Source organism: Bacillus yunxiaonensis (assembly GCF_037104695.1).
GTDB classification, from domain to species: domain Bacteria; phylum Bacillota; class Bacilli; order Bacillales; family Bacillaceae_G; genus Bacillus_A; species Bacillus_A yunxiaonensis.
Window position 1 is genome coordinate 375,353 of the sequence record NZ_JBAWSV010000003.1, and the last position, 26,721, is coordinate 402,073.

The 26,721-nt window shown below is 38.8% G+C and carries 27 protein-coding genes, 1 tRNA gene and 1 other RNA gene; 25 read left to right on the plus strand and 4 right to left on the minus strand.

The annotated features are described in order from the left end of the window. Positions 1–93 precede the first annotated feature (93 nt). The 17 genes from WAX78_RS11145 (at position 94) to ssrA (ending at position 17,476) form a co-directional block, all read left to right on the plus strand. The gene (locus WAX78_RS11145; RefSeq protein WP_336482333.1) at positions 94–2,007 is read left to right on the plus strand and encodes an APC family permease; all 1,914 of its coding nucleotides are present in this window, start codon (positions 94–96) and stop codon (positions 2,005–2,007) included. A gap of 325 nt (positions 2,008–2,332) precedes the next feature. Then, a tRNA-Arg gene (locus WAX78_RS11150) sits at positions 2,333–2,408 on the plus strand. A 351-nt stretch (positions 2,409–2,759) separates the two neighbouring features. After that, positions 2,760–4,055, plus strand: a complete 1,296-nt coding sequence (gene rpoN, locus WAX78_RS11155; protein ID WP_336482334.1) for an RNA polymerase factor sigma-54 — start codon at positions 2,760–2,762, stop codon at positions 4,053–4,055. Positions 4,056–4,064: 9 nt separating this feature from the next. Further along, on the plus strand, positions 4,065–4,313 hold the full coding sequence (locus WAX78_RS11160; RefSeq protein WP_336482335.1) for a glutaredoxin family protein: 249 nt from the start codon (positions 4,065–4,067) through the stop codon (positions 4,311–4,313). Positions 4,314–4,446: 133 nt separating this feature from the next. Next, positions 4,447–5,469, plus strand: a complete 1,023-nt coding sequence (locus tag WAX78_RS11165) for a sugar-binding transcriptional regulator (RefSeq protein ID WP_336482520.1) — start codon at positions 4,447–4,449, stop codon at positions 5,467–5,469. Between the two features lie 34 nt (positions 5,470–5,503). Then, complete coding sequence (gene gap / locus WAX78_RS11170) at positions 5,504–6,508, plus strand: type I glyceraldehyde-3-phosphate dehydrogenase (RefSeq protein ID WP_336482336.1); 1,005 nt, start codon at positions 5,504–5,506, stop codon at positions 6,506–6,508. 134 nt (positions 6,509–6,642) lie between these two features. Beyond that, positions 6,643–7,827, plus strand: a complete 1,185-nt coding sequence (locus WAX78_RS11175; RefSeq protein ID WP_336482337.1) for a phosphoglycerate kinase — start codon at positions 6,643–6,645, stop codon at positions 7,825–7,827. A 31-nt stretch (positions 7,828–7,858) separates the two neighbouring features. Then, the gene (gene tpiA, locus WAX78_RS11180) at positions 7,859–8,614 is read left to right on the plus strand and encodes a triose-phosphate isomerase (protein WP_336482338.1); all 756 of its coding nucleotides are present in this window, start codon (positions 7,859–7,861) and stop codon (positions 8,612–8,614) included. After that, on the plus strand, positions 8,611–10,140 hold the full coding sequence (gene gpmI / locus WAX78_RS11185; protein ID WP_336482339.1) for a 2,3-bisphosphoglycerate-independent phosphoglycerate mutase: 1,530 nt from the start codon (positions 8,611–8,613) through the stop codon (positions 10,138–10,140). The genes tpiA and gpmI overlap by 4 nt, the downstream gene beginning before the upstream one ends. 27 nt (positions 10,141–10,167) lie before the next feature. Further along, positions 10,168–11,460, plus strand: a complete 1,293-nt coding sequence (eno, locus tag WAX78_RS11190; protein ID WP_336482340.1) for a phosphopyruvate hydratase — start codon at positions 10,168–10,170, stop codon at positions 11,458–11,460. 256 nt (positions 11,461–11,716) lie between these two features. Continuing rightward, the gene (locus WAX78_RS11195) at positions 11,717–12,085 is read left to right on the plus strand and encodes a CidA/LrgA family holin-like protein (RefSeq protein ID WP_336482341.1); all 369 of its coding nucleotides are present in this window, start codon (positions 11,717–11,719) and stop codon (positions 12,083–12,085) included. Further along, positions 12,082–12,771 (plus strand): LrgB family protein, encoded by a 690-nt coding sequence (locus WAX78_RS11200; RefSeq protein ID WP_336482342.1) that lies wholly within the window; start codon positions 12,082–12,084, stop codon positions 12,769–12,771. Before WAX78_RS11195 ends, WAX78_RS11200 begins: the two co-directional genes overlap by 4 nt. Positions 12,772–12,873: 102 nt before the next feature. After that, positions 12,874–13,107, plus strand: coding sequence for a preprotein translocase subunit SecG (secG, locus tag WAX78_RS11205; protein WP_336482343.1), 234 nt, complete (start codon positions 12,874–12,876; stop codon positions 13,105–13,107). 145 nt (positions 13,108–13,252) lie between these two features. Beyond that, a complete protein-coding gene (locus WAX78_RS11210) occupies positions 13,253–13,993 on the plus strand; it encodes an alpha/beta hydrolase (protein WP_336482344.1) in 741 nt (246 codons plus the stop codon). Positions 13,994–14,106: 113 nt separating this feature from the next. Then, positions 14,107–16,446: a ribonuclease R gene (gene rnr / locus WAX78_RS11215; RefSeq protein WP_413789191.1), complete on the plus strand. Its 2,340-nt coding sequence runs from the start codon at positions 14,107–14,109 to the stop codon at positions 16,444–16,446. 73 nt (positions 16,447–16,519) lie between these two features. Next, on the plus strand, positions 16,520–16,987 hold the full coding sequence (gene smpB / locus WAX78_RS11220) for an SsrA-binding protein SmpB (protein WP_336482347.1): 468 nt from the start codon (positions 16,520–16,522) through the stop codon (positions 16,985–16,987). 127 nt (positions 16,988–17,114) lie between these two features. Next, positions 17,115–17,476, plus strand: a transfer-messenger RNA (tmRNA) gene (ssrA, locus tag WAX78_RS11225). Here ssrA and WAX78_RS11230 read toward each other — a convergent pair. Together WAX78_RS11230 and WAX78_RS11235 are read right to left on the minus strand one after the other, a co-directional pair. After that, positions 17,427–17,693, minus strand: coding sequence for a hypothetical protein (locus tag WAX78_RS11230; RefSeq protein WP_336482348.1), 267 nt, complete (start codon positions 17,691–17,693; stop codon positions 17,427–17,429). The two genes, ssrA and WAX78_RS11230, sit on opposite strands and share 50 nt — an antisense overlap. 8 nt (positions 17,694–17,701) lie before the next feature. Continuing rightward, entirely contained in the window at positions 17,702–18,328 is a 627-nt protein-coding gene (locus WAX78_RS11235) for a LysE family translocator (RefSeq protein WP_336482349.1), read from the minus strand. A gap of 753 nt (positions 18,329–19,081) precedes the next feature. Between WAX78_RS11235 and WAX78_RS11240 the strand changes: the two genes are divergently transcribed. From WAX78_RS11240 to WAX78_RS11265, 6 genes are all read left to right on the plus strand, one after another. Beyond that, entirely contained in the window at positions 19,082–19,402 is a 321-nt protein-coding gene (locus WAX78_RS11240; RefSeq protein WP_017151750.1) for a PadR family transcriptional regulator, read from the plus strand. Between the two features lie 72 nt (positions 19,403–19,474). Continuing rightward, positions 19,475–19,816: a DUF1048 domain-containing protein gene (locus WAX78_RS11245; protein WP_336482350.1), complete on the plus strand. Its 342-nt coding sequence runs from the start codon at positions 19,475–19,477 to the stop codon at positions 19,814–19,816. A 171-nt stretch (positions 19,817–19,987) separates the two neighbouring features. Further along, entirely contained in the window at positions 19,988–20,749 is a 762-nt protein-coding gene (locus WAX78_RS11250) for an ABC transporter ATP-binding protein (protein ID WP_336482351.1), read from the plus strand. After that, complete coding sequence (locus WAX78_RS11255) at positions 20,750–21,499, plus strand: ABC transporter permease (protein WP_336482352.1); 750 nt, start codon at positions 20,750–20,752, stop codon at positions 21,497–21,499. 622 nt (positions 21,500–22,121) lie between these two features. After that, positions 22,122–22,325, plus strand: coding sequence for a hypothetical protein (locus WAX78_RS11260; protein WP_336482353.1), 204 nt, complete (start codon positions 22,122–22,124; stop codon positions 22,323–22,325). A 105-nt stretch (positions 22,326–22,430) separates the two neighbouring features. Continuing rightward, positions 22,431–23,201, plus strand: coding sequence for an alpha/beta fold hydrolase (locus WAX78_RS11265; protein WP_336482354.1), 771 nt, complete (start codon positions 22,431–22,433; stop codon positions 23,199–23,201). Between the two features lie 148 nt (positions 23,202–23,349). Here the strand turns inward: WAX78_RS11265 and WAX78_RS11270 are convergent, their stop codons facing one another. Further along, positions 23,350–24,822, minus strand: coding sequence for a DHA2 family efflux MFS transporter permease subunit (locus WAX78_RS11270; RefSeq protein ID WP_336482355.1), 1,473 nt, complete (start codon positions 24,820–24,822; stop codon positions 23,350–23,352). A 553-nt stretch (positions 24,823–25,375) separates the two neighbouring features. Next, on the minus strand, positions 25,376–25,489 hold the full coding sequence (locus WAX78_RS11275; protein ID WP_336482356.1) for a YjcZ family sporulation protein: 114 nt from the start codon (positions 25,487–25,489) through the stop codon (positions 25,376–25,378). 421 nt (positions 25,490–25,910) lie between these two features. Here WAX78_RS11275 and WAX78_RS11280 point away from each other — a divergent pair, with 421 nt between their 5' ends. Both WAX78_RS11280 and WAX78_RS11285 read left to right on the plus strand, forming a co-directional pair. After that, positions 25,911–26,069 (plus strand): XapX domain-containing protein, encoded by a 159-nt coding sequence (locus WAX78_RS11280; RefSeq protein ID WP_336482357.1) that lies wholly within the window; start codon positions 25,911–25,913, stop codon positions 26,067–26,069. Positions 26,070–26,185: 116 nt separating this feature from the next. Then, on the plus strand, positions 26,186–26,521 hold the full coding sequence (locus WAX78_RS11285) for a zinc ribbon domain-containing protein YjdM (protein WP_336482358.1): 336 nt from the start codon (positions 26,186–26,188) through the stop codon (positions 26,519–26,521). Positions 26,522–26,721: the final 200 nt, after the last annotated feature.

The following is a 26,721-nucleotide window of genomic DNA, read 5'->3' on the forward strand; positions in this document are numbered from 1 at the left end:
AAAGCTACATAGTTTAGATTTTGTTGTTCAAAATATTACGTATCAATTAAAATAAGGAGAATGAAAAAATAGCAATTAAAAGGAGAAAAAGTTATGGATCATCATACTTTAGTTAGATGGTTGGAAGCAGTATTAATCATACTAGCGTTAGTTGCAATTTGGTTTTCTGCAAGCAATTTTAGTAGTGTGAAGCGATTTTTAATTGGTCGTCCTATGCGAACATCAGAGCTTCATGCGCACCATAACAAGTTATTTTGGTTGATTGCACTGCCTATCCTTTCAGCGGATTTGTATTCATCCGTTGCATATGGACCTGAATCAGGAATGACAGAGCTTGCAGGGCTTGGTCCTGATGCCAAATGGCTGATCTTGCCTATTACAATTTCTACTATCGTTCTTTTGGCAATTTTGATTGTATCGTATATTATGGGGATTTTGGCATATCCAAACGGCGGCGGAGCTTATGCGATTGCAAAAGATAACTTCAAGCCGCGATGGGTTTCTCTCGTTGCTTCTAGTTCGTTGCTCGTTGATTACGTGTTGACCGTGGCTGTATCTGTATCTGCAGCTATAGAAGCTATTTCATCTGCTTATCCTGTAGTTACTCCTTATGAAACGATTTTGGCTATTTTGTGTGTGTTTCTCTTAGTACTTGTGAACTTGCGAGGAGTAGCAGAATCAGCCCGCGTTTTTGCTTGGCCGACATTCGGTTTTATGGTTTGTATGTTAATTTTAATTTTTACCGGCTTTTTTGATGAATTTCGTCATGGATTTACCCAATCAACTACACCGTCCTTTGGAACGGTTCCAGAGGGATTAACAACTTTATTGATTTTAAAAGCGTTCAGCTCAGCTTGTTCGGCGCTTACAGGAATTGAGACAATTTCGAATGCAGTTCCTATTTTTAGAGAACCACAGCAAAAAAATGCAATTAGAACTTATATTGCTTTAGGCACGATCACAGCTGTGACACTGTTAGGATTTTCGTATCATCTGTATGTGAAGGGAATTACGCCAGATCCGCACAACACGATGTTGTCTCAGTTGACTGGTATGTATTTTGGACATGGAATTTTATATCAACTAATTATATGGTTTACGTTTATTGTTTTGATTTTAGCGGCAAATTCTACATTTACAGGATTTTCTCAGCTTGCTGCGATTGTAGCAGCAGATGGATTTTTGCCTCGGAGTTTGACAAATCGCGGAGACCGTTTAGGGTATTCAAACGGAATTATTGTATTAGCATCATTGGCATGTATTTTGATTATCTCGTTTCATGCACATACGAATGCTTTAATTCCGTTGTATGCAATCGGTGTTTTCCTTTCATTTACAGTAGCGCAAATTGGCTTGATGCGCCGCTGGAAACGAGTGAAAGGACCGAATTGGAAAGTTAAGCTTACGATTAATACGGTTGGTGCTGTTATTACATCAATAGTCGCTGTTATTTTCGCTGTTACAAAGTTTACAGGCGGCGCTTGGGTTGTATTAGTTGTATTGCCTATTATCATTTTTATTTCAATGGCTATTCACAAGCATTATGAAGATATTGCAAAAGAACTGCGCATTGATACGCAAAGCATACGTCCAGAAGCAAGCAAGGTAGTCACCCTTGTTTTAGTGTCAGGTGTTCATCGTGTTGTGAACAATACGATTTCCTTTGCGAAAAGCTTAGATGCTGATCCGATTGCTGTATACGTTGGTTTCGATGAGCAATCTATAGATAAAATGGAGAAGAAGTGGAAAGAGTGGGGAACTCCTTGCAGGCTGGTAGTTCTTCGCAGTAAATATCGTTCTCTTCTTGAACCGCTGAATCGTCTTATTAAAACAATAGAGGCGAAACAAGAAAATGGGGGACATATCCATATTATTATCCCGCAGTTTATTCCACACAAATGGTGGCATCATGTATTACATAACCAGAGTGCACTTCTTTTACGAATGTGGTTTATTCGTCATAAAGATATCGTGATTACAACGGTTCCATATCATTTGCATAAATAATTCATTTCGGATATTTATGAATGTACTACTGATAATCTGAGTTATATCGCCTGCGTCGTCAATCGACGCGGGCGTTTCTTTATTGTATGAACGGATAAGGTTGGAGGAAAGGGAGCATAGAAGAAGTGAAATTACATGCATGTAATATAAGGATGGTCTTTTCATCTCGGTATCTAGTTGTAGTGAAAGATAAGAATTGCTCTATAAACTGCGATGTAAGAAGTAATTGCTTCCAAAACGAAGATATCGTATAATAAACATTACGCGAGGCAGCGAGAAAGTGTCTCTTGCGGTTGTAAGTACATGATATTATTATATATTTCATGCGCCCATAGCTCAGTTGGATAGAGCGGTGGTTTCCGGTACCACGTCTGCCGGGGGTTCGAATCCCTCTGGGCGCGTAAAAAAACCCTAACTTCAATTTTGAAGTTAGGGTTTTTTAATAGTTTGTTTATGAAGTTCTTAGAATATACAGGAGAAAAAGAGTAATTTAAGTATAACGAAACTTCATTATACTTAAATTACTCTTTTTAATTGTTATTTCTTGAAATAGGAGTTACTATTAGTATGTGGTATAAAGTGTATGATTATTTTTAAAATTTAGTCATTTTATTTCGGTATCAACTATTTTTTGGTTGTAATATATAAACTTAATTAATACATATGAAGTAATAATATATGGATGTTGGTATTTGGTAAGGATTCTCCTTTTGAGAAACTTATTGTACAATAGAAGTGAGGGGGAGATTAGGTTGAAAGCAAGTCTTTTACAAGAACAAAGTTTACGTTTGGCAATGACGCAAGAGTTAAGACAAGCGATTACAATGCTCCAGTATAATGTGCAGGAATTAACGGAGTTTTTGTATGAGCAATCGCTGGAGAATCCCCTTATCGAGTTGAGTGGATTTGACAGGGAGAAGAAAAAGAGTAAAACAACAAGTAAACAAACAGAGAATCAAATGGAAATTTATAGTGTAGATTCAACAACGATTCAACAACATTTAGTTGATCAATTGCAGTATTATAAAATAGATGAAGAACAAAGAAAAATTGCCTCATTCATTATTTTAAATGTGGATGAGAACGGATATTTACAAGAAACAAATGAGGAATTAGCAGCGTTATTATCGGTATGTGTAGAAGAAGTTAATAGATGTATGGAACTCGTTCAATCGTTAGAGCCAGCAGGGGTAGCGGCAAGAAATATTCAAGAGTGTCTATCAATTCAATTAAAGCGCTTACAAAAAAAGGACACATTAGCAGAAATGATTGTGGATGAACATTTTGCGTATTTTGTAAAGAAAGATTGGCGCAAGTTAGTAAATGTTCTAAAATGTAGTACAGAAGAATTGCAACAAGCTGTTCATGCTATTACATCACTGCAGCCGAAACCAGGTTTGGCTTTTTCTTCGGAAAAACCGATGTACATCGTTCCTGATATGGCGGTGAAAAAAGAAGATAATCGTTTGATGATTCAAATGAATGAACGTAATATGCCGAGGATTGAAATTCATTCAGAATATAGTGAGCTCCTTCATAATAGTGAAAGAGACGTCGCTTCTTATGTATCTGAAAAATATCAGCATGTACAATGGATTATGCGCAGTTTAAAACAAAGAAAACAAACGCTTCTGAAAGTAATGGAAGTGATTATTGAAAAGCAGCGCGACTTTTTTATGGATGGTCCTCAATATTTAAAGCCGCTTGCATTAAAAGAGGTAGCTGAGATATTAGGTGTCCATGAGTCAACAATCAGCCGTGCAACGCGTAATAAATATGTGCAAACACCATATGGTTTATTTGAGATGAAATCATTCTTTAGTAATGCAGTAGCGACAACAGAAGATGAAGCAATTTCAACAAAGAGAGTGAAACAGCTTATTCAAGAATTTGTAGGAAAAGAAGATAAGAAAAAACCACTTTCAGATCAAAAGATTTCAAAAATGTTAGAGGAAGAACATGAAATTGTTGTTTCGCGCAGGACGGTAGCGAAATATAGAGAGCAGTTAAACATTCCGGCGTCTTCACTGCGAAAAACGATTGTATAGGTGATGAACATGGAGGTTATTCTATATACAAAAGAAGAATGTGGCCTTTGTCAGAAGGCGAAAAAGCTTCTGCAAGAGCTGAAAACTGAATATGTATTTGATCTAAAGGAAATAAATATTTATGAGGATGAACAGCTGTTAGAAAAATATCATCTTATGATTCCTGTCGTTGAAATTGAAGGAGAAGAGGTAGAATATGGAATCATTCACAAAGATGTCATAATAAACAGCATAATTCGTGCAATAAGAGTTGAATAACTTTGGATCTCCTGTTACAATAATATCCGTAGCAGGGATTATTTTTTTACTCTATGTGGGACACAAATTGTCACTACGGGACATATAATGACCACATAGGGAATGAACCAATGTGGTGAGGAGATACAATATGATGCGCTCATGGATTCAGTATACGAAAAAATTATTACCTGATCTGCTACCTGTTATGCAACAAAGAATGCAAATTCTTCAGTACATTCGGTTAACACAACCTATTGGCAGAAGGAACTTATCTGCAAGTCTTGGTATGACAGAACGAGTATTACGAAGTGAAGTACAGGTTTTGAAAGAAGAGAACTTGGTTCACGTCGCCTCTTCTGGAATGACATTAACAGAAGAAGGAACAGCTGTTGTTCTTGCTTTGGAAGACTTTATGAAAGAAATTTCAGGTTTGAAGGTTTTGGAAAAACAGCTTAAGGAAACATTAGACTTGGATGAAGTTTTCGTTGTCCCTGGTGATAGTGATGAATCACCTTGGGTCAAGCTCGAGATGGGCCGCGCTTGTGTTGCTTGTATAAAAGATCGTCTGACAGCGAATAATATCGTTGCTGTGACTGGAGGAACAACAATAGCTGCCGTAGCTGATATGATGCAATTGGATTGCAGGGATTTACATACATTATTTGTCCCAGCGCGCGGTGGAATAGGAGAGAGTGTTGAGCTAGAAGCGAACACAATCTGTGCGAAAATGGCACAAAATACGATGAGTAACTATCGCTTATTGTATGTTCCCGATCATGTAAGCAGTGAAGCATACGCATCCATTGTAACGGAACCTTCTGTGAAAGAAATTCTTGAGTTGATTCGATCTTCCAATATTGTCATTCACGGAATCGGTGATGCCTTAACGATGGCGCGTAGACGAAGTACTTTAGAAGCAGATTGGATGAAAATTAAAGAAATGCAGGCAGTCGGTGAAGCGTTTGGTTATTACTTTAACGAACAAGGTGAAGTCGTTCATAAAGTACAAACGGTCGGCATGCAACTCGAAGATTTACAACATGTATCTCATGTCGTTGCAGTTGCTGGAGGTTCATCAAAAGCAAAAGCAATTCAAGCAGTAATTAAACAAGGACACACTTCATTACTCATCACAGATGAAGGTGCAGCAAAACAGTTAGTAGAGGGTAAATAACCCTTAATATACATCCCCCAAGGAGGAAATTCAAATGACTAAAATTGGTATTAATGGATTTGGCCGTATCGGACGTGTAGTATTCCGCGCAGCTCTTAACAACCCTAACGTGGAAGTAGTAGCAATCAACGACTTAACAGATGCTAAAACATTAGCACATCTTTTAAAATATGACTCTGTTCATGGAGCAGTAAACGCAGAAGTATCTGCTAACGGCGACAGCATCGTTGTTAACGGTAAAGAAATCAAAGTTATCGCTGAGCGTGACCCAGCTCAATTACCATGGAGCGACTACGGCGTAGAAGTAGTAGTTGAATCTACTGGACGCTTCACTAAAAAAGCAGATGCTGAAAAACACTTAGGTGGAACAGTTAAAAAAGTTATCATCTCTGCACCAGCTTCTGACGAAGATATCACAATTGTTATGGGTGTTAACCACGAACAATACGATGCAGCTAATCATAACGTAATCTCTAACGCTTCTTGTACTACAAACTGCTTAGCTCCATTTGCTAAAGTATTAAACGAAAAATTCGGCGTAAAACGCGGTATGATGACTACAATTCACTCTTACACTAACGACCAACAAATCTTAGACTTACCACACAAAGATTTACGTCGTGCACGTGCAGCAGCAATGAGCATGATCCCAACTACAACTGGTGCAGCTAAAGCAGTAGCATTAGTATTACCAGAACTTAAAGGTAAATTAAACGGTGGTGCAGTTCGTGTTCCAACTGCTAACGTATCTCTTGTTGACCTAGTTGTTGAACTTGAGAAAGAAGTAACAGTTGAAGAAGTAAACGCAGCATTCAAAGCAGCAGCTGAAGGCGAATTAAAAGGTATCCTTGGATACAGCGAAGAGCCATTAGTATCTATCGACTATAACGGATGCACAAACTCTTCTACAATTGATGCATTATCTACAATGACTATGGAAGGCAACATGCTTAAAGTTCTTTCTTGGTACGACAACGAAACTGGTTACTCTAACCGCGTAGTTGACTTAGTAGACTATATCGCTTCTAAAGGTCTTTAATTCTTAAGTTTATCAGTTATCAATGACAAAACGAGGGAGAGGGTTTGTTCCCTCTCTCTTCTTTCGTTTTATAAGCAAATGTGATAAGCTTTTGAATGGGTTTTGTCAATCCTAACTAGTCGGAGGGAAATCCAATGAACAAAAAATCAATTCGTGACGTAGATTTAAAGGGTAAACGAGTATTTTGCCGCGTTGATTTCAATGTACCTATGAAAGAAGGCAAAATTACAGACGAGACTCGTATTCGTGCAGCTCTTCCTACAATTCAATATTTAGTAGAGCAAGGTGCGAAAGTGATTTTAGCAAGCCATTTAGGTCGTCCAAAAGGACAAGTGGTAGAAGAAATGCGTCTAGCTCCAGTAGCAGTACGTTTAGGTGAGCTTCTTGGTAAAGACGTGAAAAAAGCGGACGAAGCATTCGGACCTGCTGTACAAGAAATGGTTGCAGCAATGAACGAAGGCGATGTATTAGTTCTTGAAAACGTGCGTTTCTATGCGGGCGAAGAAAAGAACGATGCTGAACTTGCGAAAGAATTTGCAGCTCTTGCTGATATCTTCGTAAACGATGCATTCGGTGCAGCTCACCGTGCTCATGCTTCTACTGCAGGTATTGCAGATTACTTACCAGCAGTATCAGGTTTCTTAATGGAAAAAGAATTAGAAGTATTAGGTAAAGCACTTTCTAATCCAGATCGTCCATTTACAGCAATCATCGGTGGTGCGAAAGTAAAAGATAAAATCGGTGTAATACGTCATCTACTTGATAAAGTTGATAACTTAATCATTGGCGGTGGACTTGCTTATACATTTGTAAAAGCATCAGGTCATGAAATCGGAAAATCTCTATGTGAAGACGACAAAATTGAACTAGCAAAAGAGTTTATACAACTTGCAAAAGAAAAAGGTGTAAACTTCTACATGCCAGTTGATTGCGTCGTTGCAGATGATTTCTCTGAAACTGCAAACCGACAAGTTGTAGATATCGATTCTATTCCTGCTGATTGGGAAGGTTTGGATATTGGACCAAAAACAAGTGCAATTTATGCAGATGTAATTAAAAACTCTAAGCTTGTTGTATGGAATGGACCAATGGGCGTATTCGAAATGGCTCCATTTGCAGAAGGTACAAAAGCAGTAGGACAAGCATTAGCAGATGCAGAAGGTACATACTCTGTTATCGGCGGTGGTGATTCTGCAGCAGCTGTTGAAAAATTCGGTATGGCTGATAAAATGAGCCACATTTCTACTGGCGGCGGTGCGTCATTAGAATTTATGGAAGGTAAAGAACTTCCTGGTGTAGTTTGTCTTAACGACAAATAATTAGCAGCCAAGAAAAAGGACGGTGCAAAGCATGCGTAAACCAATTATCGCAGGTAACTGGAAAATGAATAAAACTCTATCTGAAGCAGTTAGCTTCGTAGAGGAAGTAAAAGGTCAAATCCCGGCAGCAGCAGCTGTTGATGCGGTTGTTTGCTCTCCAGCTCTTTTCTTAGAGCGTCTTGTAGCGAAGGCAGAGGGAACTGACTTACAAGTAGGTGCACAAAACATGCACTTCGAGAAAAACGGTGCGTTCACTGGCGAAATTAGCCCAGTAGCACTTAGCGACTTAAAAGTAAGCTATGTAATTTTAGGTCACTCTGAGCGCCGTGAAATGTTTGCTGAAACAGACGAAACAGTAAACAAAAAGACATTAGCAGCATTTGAGCATGGTTTAACACCAATCGTTTGCTGTGGTGAAACGTTAGAAGAGCGCGAAAGCGGCAAAACATTTGATCTTGTAGGGGATCAAGTGAAAAAAGCACTTGTAGGCTTAACAGAAGAGCAAGTGAAAGTAACTGTTATCGCATATGAGCCAATTTGGGCAATCGGTACAGGTAAATCTTCTTCTGCACAAGATGCAAACGAAGTATGTGCGCACATCCGTAAAGTTGTTGCTGAAGCTGTTTCTCCGGCAGCTGCAGAAGCAGTTCGTATTCAATACGGCGGCAGCGTAAAACCTGAAAACATTAAAGAATATATGGCACAATCTGATATCGATGGTGCTTTAGTTGGCGGTGCAAGCTTAGAGCCTGCGTCCTTCTTAGGTCTTTTGGAGGCGGTAAAATGAGAAAGCCAACAGCTTTAATCATTCTTGATGGTTTTGGACTACGTGAAGAAACTTACGGGAATGCTGTAGCACAAGCTAAGAAGCCTAATTTCGACGGCTACTGGAACAAGTTCCCTCACACAACACTAACAGCGTGCGGTGAGGCGGTAGGTCTTCCAGAAGGTCAAATGGGTAACTCTGAGGTAGGTCACTTAAATATTGGTGCCGGCCGCGTTGTATACCAAAGCTTAACGCGTGTTAACGTTGCAATTCGTGAAGGTGAGTTCAATCAGAACGAAACATTCCAAAGTGCAATGAAACACGTGAAAGAAAAAGGTACAGCCCTTCATTTATTCGGCTTACTTTCTGATGGCGGTGTGCATAGTCACATTGACCATATGTTTGCTCTTCTTCGCTTAGCTGCAAAAGAAGGCGTGGAGAAAGTATACATCCATGCATTCTTAGATGGCCGCGATGTTGGTCCGCAAACAGCAAAAGGTTATATCGATGCAACAAATGAAGTGATTAAAGAAACAGGAGTAGGACAGTTCGCGACAATCTCCGGTCGTTACTACTCCATGGACCGTGACAAGCGTTGGGATCGCGTTGAAAAATGTTACCGTGCCATGGTGAACGGCGAAGGCCCTACTTACAAAACAGCAGATGAGTGTGTGGATGACTCATACGCAAATGGTATCTACGATGAATTCGTATTGCCGTCTGTAATGGTAAATGAAGATGAAACGCCAGTTGCAACAATCAATGATGATGATGCAATCATCTTCTACAATTTCCGTCCAGACCGTGCAATTCAAATTGCTCGTGTATTTACAGACGAAGACTTCCGTGAGTTCGATCGTGGTGAAAAAGTACCTCACATTCCAGAATTCGTTTGTATGACACACTTTAGTGAAACAGTAAAAGGTTATGTAGCATTCAAGCCAATGAACTTGGATAATACGTTAGGTGAAGTTGTTTCTCAAGCGGGATTAAAACAACTTCGCATTGCGGAAACTGAAAAGTATCCGCACGTTACATTCTTCTTTAGCGGTGGTCGTGAGGCTGAATTCCCAGGAGAAGAGCGTATCTTAATTAACTCACCAAAAGTCGCAACATACGACTTGAAACCAGAAATGAGCATTTATGAAGTAACAGATGCTCTTGTAAATGAAATTGAGAATGACAAACATGATGTTATCATTCTAAACTTTGCAAACTGTGATATGGTTGGCCATTCTGGGATGATGGAACCAACAATTAAAGCAGTAGAAGCAACTGACGAATGTTTAGGAAAAGTTGTAGAAGCAATTCTTGCAAAAGATGGTGTAGCACTTATTACTGCTGACCATGGTAATGCTGATGAGGAGTTAACTCCAGAAGGCACACCGATGACAGCTCATACAACGAACCCGGTTCCTTTCATCGTTACAAAAGAAGGTATTGAGCTTCGTGAAGGCGGTGTTTTGGGAGATATCGCACCAACAATGCTTACACTTCTTGGTGTTGAACAGCCAAAAGAAATGACAGGTAAAACAATTATTAAATAATTACACATATAAAAGGAGAGAAATAATATGCCAGCAATTTTAGATATTTATGCTCGTGAAGTTTTAGACTCTCGTGGTAACCCAACTGTAGAAGTAGAAGTATACACAGAAAGCGGCGCATTCGGACGCGCATTAGTACCAAGTGGTGCATCTACTGGTGAATACGAAGCAGTAGAATTACGTGACGGTGACAAATCTCGTTACCTTGGTAAAGGTGTTCTTAACGCAGTAAATAACGTAAACGAAGTTATCGCTCCAGAAATCGTTGGTTTCGACGTAACTGACCAAGCTGGAATCGACCGTGCTATGATCGAATTAGACGGCACTCCAAACAAAGGTAAATTAGGCGCTAACGCTATCCTTGGTGTATCTATGGCAGTAGCTCACGCAGCAGCTGACTATGTAGGTCTTCCATTATACCGTTACCTTGGTGGATTCAATGCAAAACAATTACCAACTCCAATGATGAACATCATCAACGGTGGTTCTCACGCTGACAACAACGTAGACTTCCAAGAGTTCATGATCTTACCAGTTGGTGCTCCAACATTCAAAGAAGCAATCCGTATGGGTGCTGAAGTATTCCATGCATTAAAAGCTGTATTACATGACAAAGGTCTTAACACAGCAGTAGGTGACGAAGGTGGATTCGCTCCAAACCTTGGTTCTAACCGTGAAGCATTAGAAGTAATCATCGAAGCAATCGAAAAAGCTGGTTACAAAGCTGGCGAAAACGTATTCTTAGGAATGGACGTTGCTTCTTCTGAGTTCTACAACAAAGAAACTGGTAAATATGAACTTGCAGGCGAAGGCCGTAGCTTAACTTCTGCAGAAATGGTTGATTTCTACGAAGATCTTTGCAACAACTTCCCAATCATCTCTATTGAAGATGGTTTAGACGAAAACGACTGGGATGGCCACAAGCTATTAACTGACCGTCTTGGTAAAAAAGTTCAATTAGTTGGTGACGACTTATTCGTAACGAACACGCAAAAACTTGCTGAAGGTATCGAAAAAGGTATCTCTAACTCAATCTTAATTAAAGTTAACCAAATCGGTACTTTAACTGAAACTTTCGAAGCAATCGAAATGGCTAAACGTGCTGGTTACACAGCAGTTGTATCTCACCGTTCTGGTGAAACTGAAGATGCTACAATCGCTGACATCGCAGTTGCAACTAACGCTGGCCAAATCAAAACTGGTTCTATGAGCCGTACTGACCGTATTGCGAAATACAACCAATTATTACGCATCGAAGACGAATTAGGCGAAATCGCTGTTTACGATGGTTTAAAATCTTTCTACAACCTTAAAAAATAATTGTAGAATATAAAAACCGGCTGTGAGAAATCACAGTCGGTTTTTTTGTCTTCGAAAAGTCTGAAAATATAAACTTTTATACTACGATAACTTTATTCCATTTCTGATTCCGTTTACAAATACAGTAAAAAAGCGAATGTAAGCGTGTCCCATAATGGGTTTTACTTGTCAATCAGAGAAATTGCGAGTTTTGACAAATTATACTATGATAAGTATAGAAAATGTAAAGAATCGTATAATGAAGGATGATAGGCAGATGAAATTCACAAAAATTATTGTCCAAGTAGCAGCACTTTACGTGTTTAATATGATTGGCACGTGGATCCAAGGAGCGCTGCATATCCCGATTCCAGGAAGTTTAATAGGGATGTTCTTGTTGCTCATATTGCTCGGTTTAAAAGTCCTTCCAGTAAAATGGTTTGAATTAGGAGCAGAAACATTAATGGCTCTTATGCCATTTTTATTAATACCTCCGACCATTGGTTTAATGAATTATGGTTCTTTTTTTATGAATAAAGGTATTTCGCTGTGCATTACTGTTGTCGCGAGTACGTTTTTAATTATTGTTGTAGCAGGACATACAGGACAATATCTTGCGAATAGAAAGGAAAAGGAGACACAATGAGTATAGTAATCGGAATTGGTTGGATTATTGTAACAGCTTTACTGTATCAACTGTCAAAGAAGATTTATCAATGGATTCCAACACCGTTTACAGTTCCCATGCTTGTTGCAACAGCTTTAATGATCTTGTTGTTAGTTGTATTCCATATACCATATCAACAATACATGCAAAGCGGCGGGGGCTGGATTTCGAAATTGCTTGGTCCTGGTGTGGTAGCATTTGCAATCCCTCTATATAAACAACGAGGCGTCTTGAAGAAGTATGTTGTACCAATTGCTGGTGGTGTATTAGTGGGAACGATCGTTGCAATTGCAAGTGATATGATAATTGCAACAATTATGGGAACGGATAAAAGCTTGATTTTATCTTCCTTACCGAAGTCAGTAACGATGCCGGTGGCCATGAGTGTATCAGAAGAAGTTGGCGGTGTCCCATCTTTAACAGCAGCTTTCGTAGTAGTTGCAGGAGTATCTGGAACTATTACTGGTCCTATTTTATTAAAGTGGAGCAGGGTGACAAATTCTGTTGGAAAAGGAATTGGATTTGGCTGTGCAGCCCATATTATGGGCGTAATGCGGGCGATGAAAAATAATGAGCATGAAGGTGTAATTGGATCGGTAACAATGACATTAACAGCAATCTTAACATGTTTACTTGGTCCGTTGTTTGCGGCGTTTTTTATTTAATCTGGTGAAGTATTCGGTAAGTGAGAGCCCATGAGACGCTCTCGCTTTTCCAATTATTTTATGATACATTTAAAGTAATTGAAACTTTAGGAGGCATGTAAAGTGCATACGTTTTTATCAGTTTTACTTATTATTGTATCACTGTTATTGATTGTACTTGTATTAATGCAATCTAGTAAGAGTGCTGGTTTATCCGGTGCAATTTCCGGTGGAGCGGAGCAGTTATTCGGTAAGCAAAAAGCGCGCGGGATCGAAGCTGTATTAAACCGTATTACAGTTGTTCTTGCTGTATTATTCTTCGTGTTAACATTTGCCGTTACGTATTTACAAGTATAAATAAAAAAGATTCGCCTTCTTGGGTTGAATCTTTTTTATTTTTTATCGAAAAAGTTTCTGATTAGATTATGGAAAAGAAACTATGATACACTATAAATAGATCATACATGAAGATTACATTATAGGAAGAGAAGGAGAACGTGAAATGAAGCTAGCATCCCCAAAACCGTTTACATTTGAGGCGGGAGAACGTGCAGTTTTACTATTACATGGATTTACAGGGAACTCTGCAGACGTTCGTATGCTCGGACGTTATTTAGAGACAAAAGGCTATACATGTCATGCGCCGATTTATAAAGGTCATGGTGTACCGCCGGAGCAGCTTGTGCACACAGGTCCAGAAGACTGGTGGAAAGATGTTATGGAAGCGTACCAACATTTAAAAGATAAAGGATATGAAAAGATTGCAGCTGTTGGCTTATCACTTGGCGGCGTTTTTTCGTTAAAACTTGCTTATACAATGCCGATTATCGGAGTTGTACCAATGTGTGCACCGATGTACATTAAGAGTGAAGAAATCATGTATCAAGGTATATTAGCGTATGCGCGCGAATATAAAAAGCGTGAGCGTAAATCACCAGAGCAAATTGAAGCAGAGATGTTTGAATTTAAGCAAACACCGATGAATACATTAAAAGCACTGCAAGATTTAATTCGTGATGTACGCAATAATATTGATATGATTTATGCACCAACGTTTGTCGTTCAAGCACGTCATGATGAAATGATTAATACAGACAGCGCAAACATTATTTATAACGGTGTAGAGTCAAATTTAAAAGAAATCAAATGGTACGAGGATTCCACGCATGTAATTACGCTGGATAAACAGCGTGATGAGCTGCACGAAGATGTATATAACTTCTTGGAGCAACTAGATTGGTAAGATCTAGTTGCCTCTTTTTTACATAAGAAAACATCATTTATACATGGTTATATTTTCGGATAGACTATATAATACGAGGATTTATAAGGAGGTTTTTGTACTTGGAAGAAATCATGCAAGAAAACATCGATAAATTGTTATCGTTTATGAAAGAAGAAGCATATAAACCGCTTACTGTGCAAGAGTTAGAAGAAGCGTTTGGCATTGAAGATGCGGCTGACTTTAAAGAGTTTGTGAAAGCACTTGTTATTATGGAGGAAAAAGGGCTTGTTGTTCGTACAAGAAGCAACCGCTACGGTCTTCCAGAAAAGATGAATTTAGTGCGCGGTAAATTAATTGGACATGCCCGCGGATTTGCGTTTGTCGTACCTGAGGAAAAAGGGTTAGACGATATTTTTATTCCGCCAACAGAATTAAAGGGTGCACTGCACGGTGATACAGTATTAGCACGTATTAGTTCGGAATCAAGCGGTTCACGCAAGGAAGGGACAATTGTCCGGATTATAGAACGCGGAACAAAAGAATTAGTTGGTACATATACAGAATCGAAAAATTTTGGATTTGTTCTCCCTGATAACAAACGATGGGCGAGCGATATTTTCGTTCCAAAAAATGCTTCTATGGGTGCGGTAGAAGGGCATAAAGTCGTTGTTAAAATTACAAGCTACCCACAAGATCGTTTAAGTGCAGAAGGAGAAGTTATTCAAATTCTTGGTCATAAAAATGATCCAGGCGTTGATATTTTATCAGTTATCCATAAGCATAACTTACCGCTTGCGTTTCCAGCAGATGCAATGGAGCATGCGAACAGTGTACCAGAAACAATTGATGAGAACGATTTACAAGGGCGCCGTGATTTGCGAGACCAAACAATTGTTACAATTGATGGTGCGGATGCGAAAGACTTAGATGATGCGGTTACAGTAACGAAGCTCGAGAATGGTAACCACAAGCTTGGTGTACACATTGCGGATGTAAGCCATTATGTTACGGAAGGATCTGCAATTGATCGCGAAGCAGCTGAACGGGGAACGAGTATTTATCTTGTAGACCGTGTTATTCCAATGATTCCGCATCGTTTGTCTAACGGAATTTGTTCATTAAATCCAAAGGTAGATCGTTTAACATTATCTTGTGAAATGGAAATTAATGATCAAGGGGAAGTAGTAAGTCATGAAATTTTCCAAAGCGTTATTAAAACGACGGAGCGCATGACATACTCAGATGTGAAGCAGATTCTAGACGATGAAGATGAAGAATTAATGGCTCGTTATGAACCGTTAATACCAATGTTCCAAGAGATGGGGAAATTGGCTGCCATTTTACGTGAAAAGCGTATGCGCCGCGGGGCAATTGATTTTGACTTCAAAGAAGCGAAAGTGCTAGTGGATGAAGAAGGAAAACCGACTGATGTTATTTTACGTGATCGTTCTGTAGCTGAGAAGTTAATCGAGGAATTTATGCTTGTAGCAAACGAAACAGTCGCTGAGCATTTCCACTGGATGAACGTACCGTTTATGTACCGCGTTCACGAAGATCCGAAAGAAGATAAATTAGAGCGTTTCTTTGAGTTTATTACAAACTTTGGTTATGCGGTAAAAGGTCGCGGGAATGAAGTACATCCGCGTGCACTTCAACAAATTCTTGAAATGGTACAAGGTCAGCCAGAAGAAGTTGTTATTTCGACAGTTATGCTTCGTTCTATGAAGCAAGCTCGTTATGATGCAGAGAGTATCGGGCATTTTGGTTTATCCACAGAGTTTTATACACATTTCACATCACCAATTCGCCGTTATCCAGATTTAATTGTGCACAGATTGATTCGCACGTATCTCATTAACGGAAAAGTCGATAGTGAAACACAAGCGAAGTGGCGTGAAAACTTACCGGATATTGCTGAGCATTCTTCAAACATGGAGCGCCGTGCTGTTGAAGCAGAGCGTGAAACGGATGAACTGAAAAAAGCAGAGTACATGCTTGATAAAATTGGTGAAGAATACGATGGAATCATTAGTTCTGTAACAAACTTCGGTTTGTTCGTAGAACTTCCAAATACAATTGAAGGTCTTGTTCATGTCAGCTATTTAACGGATGATTATTATCGTTATGACGAACATCATTTTGCGATGATTGGCGAACGTACAGGAAACGTCTTCCGTATTGGTGATGAAATTACGATTCGCGTTGTGAATGTAAACAAAGATGAGCGTGCGATTGATTTTGAAATTGTCGGCATGAAAGGCAATGTGAAGCGACAACGAAAAGATCGTCCTGTTGTCATTGAGCAGCCAAAAGGAAATAGAAGAAAACGCGGCAACCGTGACAATAATCGCGGTGGACAAGACAACGAGTCAAGCCGAAATGGAAATGGAAAACGAAATGGTGCTAAAAAGAAAAAGGCATTCTTTGAAAATGCACCGAACTTTAAGAAGAAAAAGAAAAAACGTAAATAAGAAAGAAGCCATATATGGCTTCTTTCTTCATATTTTGCTACAATGATAAAAATGAAGGGAGGCGTCAATAGAGATGCCAAAGGGTCAAGGAAAAGTCATCGCACAAAATAAAAAAGCATATCATGATTATTTTATTGAAGAAACATACGAAGCAGGTCTTGTCCTTCAAGGAACGGAAATTAAGGCAATTCGTGCAGGTCGTGTAAACTTAAAAGATGCCTTTGCACGTGTGCAAAATGGTGAAGTATGGGTACATAATATGCATATTAGTCCATATGAACAAGGAAATCGTTTTAACCATGATCCGCTTCGTACAAGAAAGTTACTTCTTCATAGAAGAGAAATTTTAAAGCTTATTGGGTATACGAAAGAAACAGGGTATACGCTTGTGCCGCTTAAAATTTATTTGAAAAATGGATTTGCGAAAATGGAACTTGGTTTAGGTAAGGGTAAAAAGCAATATGATAAGCGCCATGATTTAAAAGAGAAAGAAGCAAAACGCGAAATTGCACGTGCATTCCGTGATCGTCAAAAAGAATAATACAGAAATTTACAATTGCAAAATGACGAACGTATGCTATAATAACAAATGTAAGGCCAGTTGAACATTGAAAAACAGCTCAATAGCAGCTATCACGAATATACTTCGTATGCTCCATTTCTTATATGGGGACGTTACGGATTCGACAGGGGTAGTTCGAGCTTAGGTTGCGAGTCGAGGGGATCGGCCTCGTTAAAACGTCAAAGCCTATAACTGGCAAACAACAAAACAACTTCGCTTTAGCTGCTTAATAACAGCTTTTAGCGGTTCGCCCCTCCATTGCCCATGTGGTAGGGTAGCGGACTCACTCTAAGTGGGCTACGCCGGAGTTCACCGTCTGAGGACAAAGGAAGAGAACAACCAGACTAGCAATTCGGAAGCCTGTCGATAGGCCGAAGAATTTGCGAAATGCTAATATATCGACTACACTCGTAGAAGCTTAAGTGCCGATACTTTTGGACGTGGGTTCGACTCCCACCGTCTCCACCAATACATATTTGGTGGTTTTTTTATTTTGTTGTGATATGAACCATAAGTTTGCCGGAACGGCAAGCTTATGGTTCTTTTTGTTTGCGGCAAGCTTATGCTTCTGGTAATTTTGATGTTTTTGAATTAAATCTAAGAATGATTTGTTCAACATTAGTATCAAAAGTTTTAGAATAAGTGAATAAGAGAAATAACCACCATTGATTATTTCTCTTTTCATATACATATTTATTTTTGGAAAAATAACTTAACTCCAAATACTAATAATATTGTGCCAGTAATACCCTCCATTGTACGGTTCACTTTTTCTTTTCTTAAAAAAGTTCCTAATTGACGTATTAGTGAGATATAAAGAAAATACCATATTGCTGTCAAAGTCGTAAATGTGAGTCCTAACAAAAGAAATTGGAAGAGATGATTTTGATTGCTCACAATAAATTGGGGTAGAAAACTAAGGAAAAATACAGCAGTTTTTGGGTTTAAGATTGCCGTGGTAAATCCTTGTCTAAAACTTTTAACCGTTCCAATATCCTTAGGGTTCATTTCCACTGAACCTGACATATGTTCTTTTTTGGAAAAAGAACTTTTAAGTGACTTTACAGCTAAATAAATTAAATAAAAAGCTCCAGCATATTTTATTAATGTAAATAGCATAGCAAATTTCATTAGGATAGCAGAGAGTCCTAGTGTAGCCATTATTGTATGAATCATCATTCCAGATACCGTTCCTAAGACGGTCTTTATCCCACCATTTCTACCATGAGAGATAGTGTTTTTTGTAACTAAAGCAAAACCGGGACCAGGCATTATTATGATTAGGAGTGCTGTAAGGATAAATAATAAATAATTTTCCATGTTTTAGTATTTCCTTTCCAATTTTTAGTTTTGCTTATAGTATAGCTTTTTTCCTTAAAACATTAAATATAAAAGACATGATCAGGATAGTATCATAAATTTTTAAGGCGCAGTAATTGAATTGTAGGGGACTTCACTTGTATACCGTTCTTCTGCAAATGAGCGTTTTAATGGAATAATAATCGCAGAGATAAGCTTTTAATTTATAATAAATCCAGTAAAGACATAAGAGGTATATACTAATGAACAACAAATTTCTAGATCTATTCGGTGAGTTCATTGAAACAGAAGGCGGCTTTTTACTTAAAAAAGTTAATGAGCAAGTAGTGAATAAGATAATCGAAAAATAATGGAGGAATAGAATTACCATATTTACATGTACAGCTGCTGGATGGGAATGATAAGGGTGTAATCATTGTGAAAGAAGCATAGGAGGAAGTAAAAGCTCCATAAAGAAAATCGGCTGTATCCAATGGGGATAGCTGGTTTTAAAAATAGTTAGAAAATCCATTTGACAGTTCATCTACTGCGTGATACGATATACCTGTAATATGTCACACTGAATAGTGAGGATGCAAAAATATTTTTAAGAAAAATAGTTGACACCTTCTACTCAGTGATACAATATACATGTAATAAGTAATACTTAATAGTTGGATTTTCCAAAAGCTATTAAGTAAAAAATTTGCCTTAGTACTCTGTAATACTGAATATAAGTCAGACAGAATAGGGGAGGTAAAGGAGGATCTGAACATGGAAAATTTAACTGAAATGCTGAAAGGTTCGCTGGAAGGTTGTGTGCTGGAAATCATCAGCCGCCATGAAACCTATGGCTACGAGATTACCCGCCACCTGAACGAGCTTGGGTTTACCGAAGTCGTGGAAGGGACGGTCTATACCATCCTCGTGCGATTAGAAAAGAAAAAACTTGTGAATATAGAAAAGAAACCGTCAGATATGGGGCCGCCCCGCAAGTTTTACTCACTTAATGAGGCTGGCCGCCAGGAACTTGAATTGTTTTGGAAAAAATGGGATTTTGTATCATCAAAAATTAACGTCTTAAAGTCAATCTAGCTTCATAAGATATTCCGTCCGATATTTTTGGAGTGTCTTGTTCAGCTTTATAAAAAAAGGAGGAAAAATAATATGATGGAAATGTTCAAAAAAATGATTGGTGATAAAAAAGAGTACAAAATGATGATGGCGCGGGTTGGAGCCCTGCCAGAGGACTACCAGTTTGTATTTAAGAAAATTCAAAACTACATGTGGAATTTCTCAGCGGGCAACGGGATGGATATGCTGCACATACAGTATGAATTAATCGATTTGTTCGAAGCCGGTGCGGCGGAAGGTAGACAAGTGCTGGAAATCACTGGGGACGACGTGGCGTCCTTTGCTGACGAACTAGTGGCAAACGCTAAAACCTATGTCGCCAAGTATCGTGAAGATTTGAATCAGAGTATCATGAAGCGATTGAGAAAAGAATAAATTTAATAAATAGTACCGACTGATTAGCTGGTTACAAATGTGAATTGCTGCCATCGCTATTCAGTTATATTTTTAACCAGGTACTAAGTAATACAGATTATCAGTCACACTAAATAGAAGAGTATAGGCAATCTAGCTCCGCAAAGCGCTTTTTATAAGGAGGAAAAAAGTATGAGCAATGCAGCGATTTCTGTAAAAGGGTTAAAAAAATCATTTAAAGACAAGGAAGTCTTAAAGGGGGTGGATTTTGAGGTGCAGCGTGGTGAAATTTTCGCACTGCTGGGCTCAAATGGAGCGGGCAAGACGACGACGGTCAACATCCTCTCGACGCTGATGAAGCCCGATGGCGGCGAAGTAGGTATTTGCGGCTTTGACGTCCAGCGTCAACCGGATCATGTTCGTCAGAGCATCAGCCTGACAGGGCAGTTCGCAGCTTTAGACGGCATGCTCACCGGGCGGGAAAACTTGATGATGATCGCCAAGTTGCGTGGAGTTTCCAATCCCGCTCAAGTCGCCGACAATCTGCTTGCAAGATTCAGCCTGACCGATGCGGCCAACCGCCGGGCAGACCAGTATTCCGGCGGAATGAAGCGCCGGCTTGACATCGCCATGAGCCTGATAGGGACGCCAGCAGTCATTTTTCTCGACGAACCGACGACAGGGCTTGACCCCGAAGCGAGGATTGAAGTCTGGGATACCATCAAGGAGCTTGCCGGCGGCGGCACAACAATCTTGCTGACAACCCAGTACCTGGAGGAAGCCGAACAACTGGCAGACCGTATCGCCATCCTGCATGGCGGAAAAATCATCACGACCGGTACCCTTACCGAACTCAAAGAGATGTTCCCGCCAGCGAAAGTGGAGTACATCGAGAAGCAACCGACATTAGAGGAAATTTTCCTCGCAATCATCGGCAAAAGGGAGGAGATGTAAATGAAAAGCAAAACAGGGGTATTACTAGGACGTTTAATGCGCAACATCATGCGCAGCCCGGATACGATTATCACGGTGGCGATTACGCCGATTTTGATGATGCTGCTGTTTGTCTATGTATTTGGCGGCGCCATAAAGACAGGCACGGACAACTACGTCAATTATTTATTGCCGGGAATCTTGCTGATGGCTATTGCATCCGGCGTCGCTTACACTTCCGTGCGGCTCTTTACGGATGTAAAGAGCGGGCTGATGGCGCGTTTCATTACCATGCCCATCAAGCGCTCGTCGATATTGTGGGCCCACGTATTGACCTCGCTTGTTTCCAATGCGCTTACTATCGTGGTGGTTATCCTCGTCGCGCTCTTGATGGGCTTCCGTTCCAACGCTGATATCCTGGATTGGCTCGCGGTAGCTGGGATACTCGGGCTGTTTACGCTGGCGCTGACATGGCTGGCTGTCATTCCCGGATTGACAGCGAGATCTATGGAAGGGGCGACAGCCTACTCGTACCCGCTGATTTTCCTGCCGTTTATCAGTTCGGCCTTTGTCCCCACTGAAACCATGCCTAAAATCGTCCGTGCGTTCGCTGAGAACCAGCCCGTGACTTCAATCGTGAATGCGATTCGTGCCCTCTTGTATGGAGGGTCTGTTGGCAACGGTATCTGGATCGCGCTTGCTTGGTGCGTCGGCATCATGATCATCGCTTACTTCTTCGCTAGTAAAGCATTTAAACGCCAGTTAGGGTAAGTACACCATCGGTTCGGTGTCTCGTGGCAACTAAATCTTCCGAAATAAAATATATGTTTGGAAAAGCACGGGGAAATTTTCCGTGCTTTAATTATTTGTCATGTTCTCAGGATAACTATTGTCGATATAACACCTTCATGGTATTCAACAATCGGGCGCTTTAATTGAGCAAGGATAATAAAAATTATCAAATTTTTTTATAAAAGGATGATTCAATTGAATATAGAAAAAGCGCATCAACTAACGGTAAGCTTATGAGTTAATGATTAGCCCGCGGTAAACTTATACTTCAACTTTTTGTGGGGGATCCTGGAAATTCGTTGAGAAACAAAAGATTTTCGAGAATTTTATGGTTCCTGTCTTGGCAAATTTATGGTTAAAAAGTAAACCATTTTTTACTTACTATTTTATAGGGGGCACAATACCATTACGGGAAAGGATACAAGTTAATCGTTTCTTTGTATGTTAAGGAAGGATTTTCTGAATAGATGTTTGCTCAATTAGGTAATGTTATCTTTATCCTTTTTAATCCTAATAGTTTATTTATTGATATTTTTAACAAATATTAGGTAAATATCTTTTTTGTTACATGTTAATATAAGTAAAAGGGGTGGATTATAACATGAATAATAAATGTAAAAATTGTGGTTCTACCAATTTTAAAGAAGGAAAAGTTGGATTTGGATACCATGCATATGTTTGTGAAAATATATCTAGTACCATTTTTAAAAGTGGAGTTCGTTCTAAATTATTAACTACATTTTGTTTAGAATGTGGAGAAGTTCAATCTTTTAAAGTTGAAGAACCACAATTATTTAAAAAATAAATTCAAAGTTTAAAACAAATCAAAATAAAAACCCTTATTATTTTGATTTTAATGATAGAAGTGACTTTTCTTTTTTGTATCAAAATGAAAAATGGGGGATTGGATATGAGTGAATGTATTGGGAATGAAACAGGAAAAAAGCTAGATATAGGTGGTATTGAATTATACTATGAATTGTTAGGGGAACATAATGAAGGTCCAACTCTAGTTTTTGATTCAGGGTATGGAGCCACTTTAGAAAGCTGGAATCCGATTAGAGATGAGGTTTCAAAGTTCTCAAAGCTATTTATTTATGATAGAGCTGGTGTTGGAAAAAGTGAAATGGATGACAGACCTCGTCATAGTCAACAAAGTGTTGAGAATTTACGTGTATTACTTAAAAAAGCAGGTGTAAAACCTCCATATGTATTAGTAGGACACTCATTTGGAGGATTAAACATAAGATTATTTGCAAGTACATATCCAGAGGAAGTTGCAGGAGTAATCCTCTTAGACTCAACTCACGAGGATCAAAATAAAATATTGCCATATTTATTTACAAAAGAAGTTCAGGAAGCGTATTTTAATCAATTTACTTTAGAAGGTTCTCTTCATGAGGTTGAAGAAAGTTTAGAACAAGTTCGTACTTCTAAATCTTTTGGAAACATTCCACTTATTGTCGTAACGGGTGGTTTACAGCCTTTTCATACAGTAGAATCTATGGCTACTTGGATGAGATTCCAAAGAGAACTTGCTAACTTATCAACTAATAACAAACATATTGTTGTTGAAGACGCTGGACATGCAGTACATGCTGATCAACCACAAGTTGTTGTTGGTGTAATAAGAGATATGTTAGGTATGGTGAATAATAACAATAAACATTTAGTTCTTTAATAACTTGCTATAACTTAAAATTCATTTTGTGATTTGAACCATAACTTTACCGTTTCGGCAAAGTTACGGTTCCTAAATTTCAGTATTGAATTTTAATCCAGCTAAAAAAAGCACCCCAAAAAAGAGGTGCCATTGACGAAAAAACTTCTTATTGTCTTGTAATATGGCGATTACGAGCGGCGCGTGATTGGAGTAACCTCCATCCTGTTAAAAGGGCACAAACTAAACAGATGGAAGCTGAACCGATAAAAACAATGTGCATCCCTTCAAGAAAAATATCTGGACGATTAGGGATGAGCCCTGTAACTCGGTATCCAGCTTTTGCGCTCATGACGCTGAACAAGGTGGTAGTGGCAACGGAAATCCCCACTACCATTCCGATATTTCGAACAAGTGAGTTGACACTTCCTACTACACCGAGCATAGATCTTGGTGCGGTTGACATGACCAATGAATTATTAGGTGATTGGAAAAGCCCGCTTCCAAGTCCGAGCATGGCAACAAGAACTCCTACAAGCGTAATCGAACTTCCGTCATGAAGCGTAGCTAGTCCAAATTGCGCCAGGACCATCACGAGTAAACCGATAAAGGTCAGTAATTCTTGCCCGATTTTATCTGATAATGCTCCGCTTATTGGTGCAACGATTGACATGGTAATCGGGAACAGCATGAGCAAAAATCCTGCACTTAGCGGTGATAGGCCTAAAATACTTTGCGTATAAAATGGAGCGATAATATTAAAACAGAAATTTGCTACGAACACGAGAAAACCAACCAAAATACTTAACGAAAATAAAGAGTTTTTAAATAATGACAGATGCAGCATAGGCTCTGATACTTTGGATTCCACCCACAAAAATATGATAAAGCTAATGAGCCCTACGGCAAAAGTGGTAATAATCCGGATATCAGTGTAGCCCATTTGTTGTCCTAGCAAGAGCCCTGAAAAAAATGAAACAATAAAAATTGCGAACAATAAACTTCCTGCAATGTCGAGTTTTTCATGTGAAAAGTTAAGATCATTCGGGAAAATTATCCATCCAAAAATAATAGCAATCAGCCCAATGGGAACATTAACCCAGAAAATATAGTTCCAACCAAAAGTAGAAACCAGTAGTCCTCCAAGACTCGGCCCTGCAATAGCTCCGAGAGAAACAAACGTCCCGACAAGACCAAGAGCTTTTCCGCGCTCATTAGCAGGGAAAATATCAGTAACAATTCCTTGGCTGTTGGCCATGGTCATGGAAGCACCAAGGGCCTGAACAATTCGAAAAAGAACAAGCCATGACAAGGAAATGCTAAATCCACATAAAAGAGAACCGATTACAAAAATGACTGTTCCAATTTTAAATATTTTAATTTTACCAAACATATCTCCTAATTTGCCAAAGAACAAAATAAGCGTACAAATAGCAATTAAATAGCTGCTAACCACCCATTCCGTTTTGGCAATCGACAATTGAAAGTATTTAGAAATATCCGGAAGAGCAATATTCACAATACTTGAATCAAGCGTGGCCATAAAAACAAACAAATTGAGAATGACCAAAATAGTCCAGCGTTTTTGCTGAACATAGGGATCTTCTTGGAAAGTTTTTGTTTGAGAGTTCAAGGGTAACACCTCATTAATAGTAATAGTTGTGCAACTATTACTGGTTAAAATTTGTTAAAGACTTTTGAATAGAACAACCTCTCATTCAGTGATGTAGAATAATTACTATATGGGGTCCCGCCAATATTTCGAGGTTATCTTAACTAGAATTAGATTTTCTCAACATAACTTCTGTTATCTGTATGATAAAATAAATTGAGCAGTTCCCTTTAAGCTGTTTTTTCAATAACCAAGTACGCGATGGAAAACCCTCTGATATGAGGGTTTATTTTTTTGCTTATTAATAATAACTCCTTTTGAATGTAATATATATTTTTGCTATGTCAGTACATCAATATACGTTCCAAAAAGCGTGGTGCTATATGTTTAGCTGTTAATTTGTCCATTATAATGTATTGGTGGAAATTATAGGTTTTTTATCCCGCAGATAGTAAGACCCTCATCTCGAGATTCAGAGAAAATCGAGATGAGGGTCTTTTCGCCAGGTATGATAAAATTAAATAAAGCGAAGAGTCCTATTATAAATAGGACTCTTCGCTTTACGTATAGTTGGTTGGTTTTTCTAGAAACCGAATCCGCCTCCAAAACAGCTACATCCAATTATAATTAACAGGATGAATAATACAATTAATAAGGCGAATCCGCTACCGAAACCACCACAACCAGCAAAACCCATATTAACTCCTCCTTCATAAATAAGGAAATAAAACAGTGGGAACATACTTGCTTACGGCAGATTCAAATTCAGTATATGTTATAAGCATATGTACAGTGCGAGTCCTCGGGGTGAAGTTATTTTTCTTTTCGGTGTTGCTGAATTTCTTTCGAAGCAAGCTGATATCTCTTATTGCGTGAATAATCAATAGGGGAAAGACTTTCATAATTTCTATCTTGAACTAAGCGGCTGGATCGAACTAAGAATCTGGTGACAATTTAGACTCCTGAATTCGGCTTAGGAAATATTTTCCTTCCTTAAATGGTAGCTCAACACGTATGAAAAATATCCTATTTTAGGGAATGCTAATACAAGCTATGTTAGCAATTATTTGGGTTCCATATATAATTTACAAATTAGAGAAAAACAGGAGGAAGGTAACATGCATGAAATCTTAATGTCGACTTTAGCAGGATTAATTGTAGGAGTAATATTTACTCTGTTAAAACTCCCGATTCCTGCACCCCCAGTTTTCTCGGCGATCATGGGAATCATTGGTGTATGGGGTGGAATGAAGTTAGTTCAATTATTTTGGGGTTAACATAAAAGGAAGCGGGTTTATGCTTCCTTTTTTTGTTATGTCCGGATAGGGTTGTCAATAAAAGAAGACTATGGCAGTATATAAAAGTATATATAGCGAGTGGAGGAAATAAACTTATGTCAACTTTACCAAATTGCCCAAAATGTAATTCAGAATACACTTACGAAGATGGAGTCCTTTTTGTTTGTCCAGAATGTGCGCATGAGTGGAGTTCAGAAACGGAAAGTAATGAAGATGAAAAAGTTATTAAAGATGCAAACGGAAATGTGTTAAACGATGGTGATTCTGTAACAGTAATCAAAGACCTTAAAGTAAAAGGAACTTCACTAGTCGTAAAGATCGGTACAAAAGTAAAAAATATTCGTTTAGTTGATGGCGACCATGACATTGATTGTAAAATTGATGGTTTTGGACCTATGAAATTAAAATCGGAATTTGTTAAAAAGGCATAAAAAGCATTTATCCCGCATTAACGGGCAGTAAGACCCCCACCTCAAGATTCAGAGAAAAGCGAAGAAGCCAGGTGGGGGATAACTGCCCGTAAAAGCCCGATTGGTTCAACTAACCATTCGAAGGAAAAGCATCTCCGAATGGAAGTTTCACTTTATAGAAACTAAAAAGGATTACCTTGTATGTTTATAAGAGGTAATCC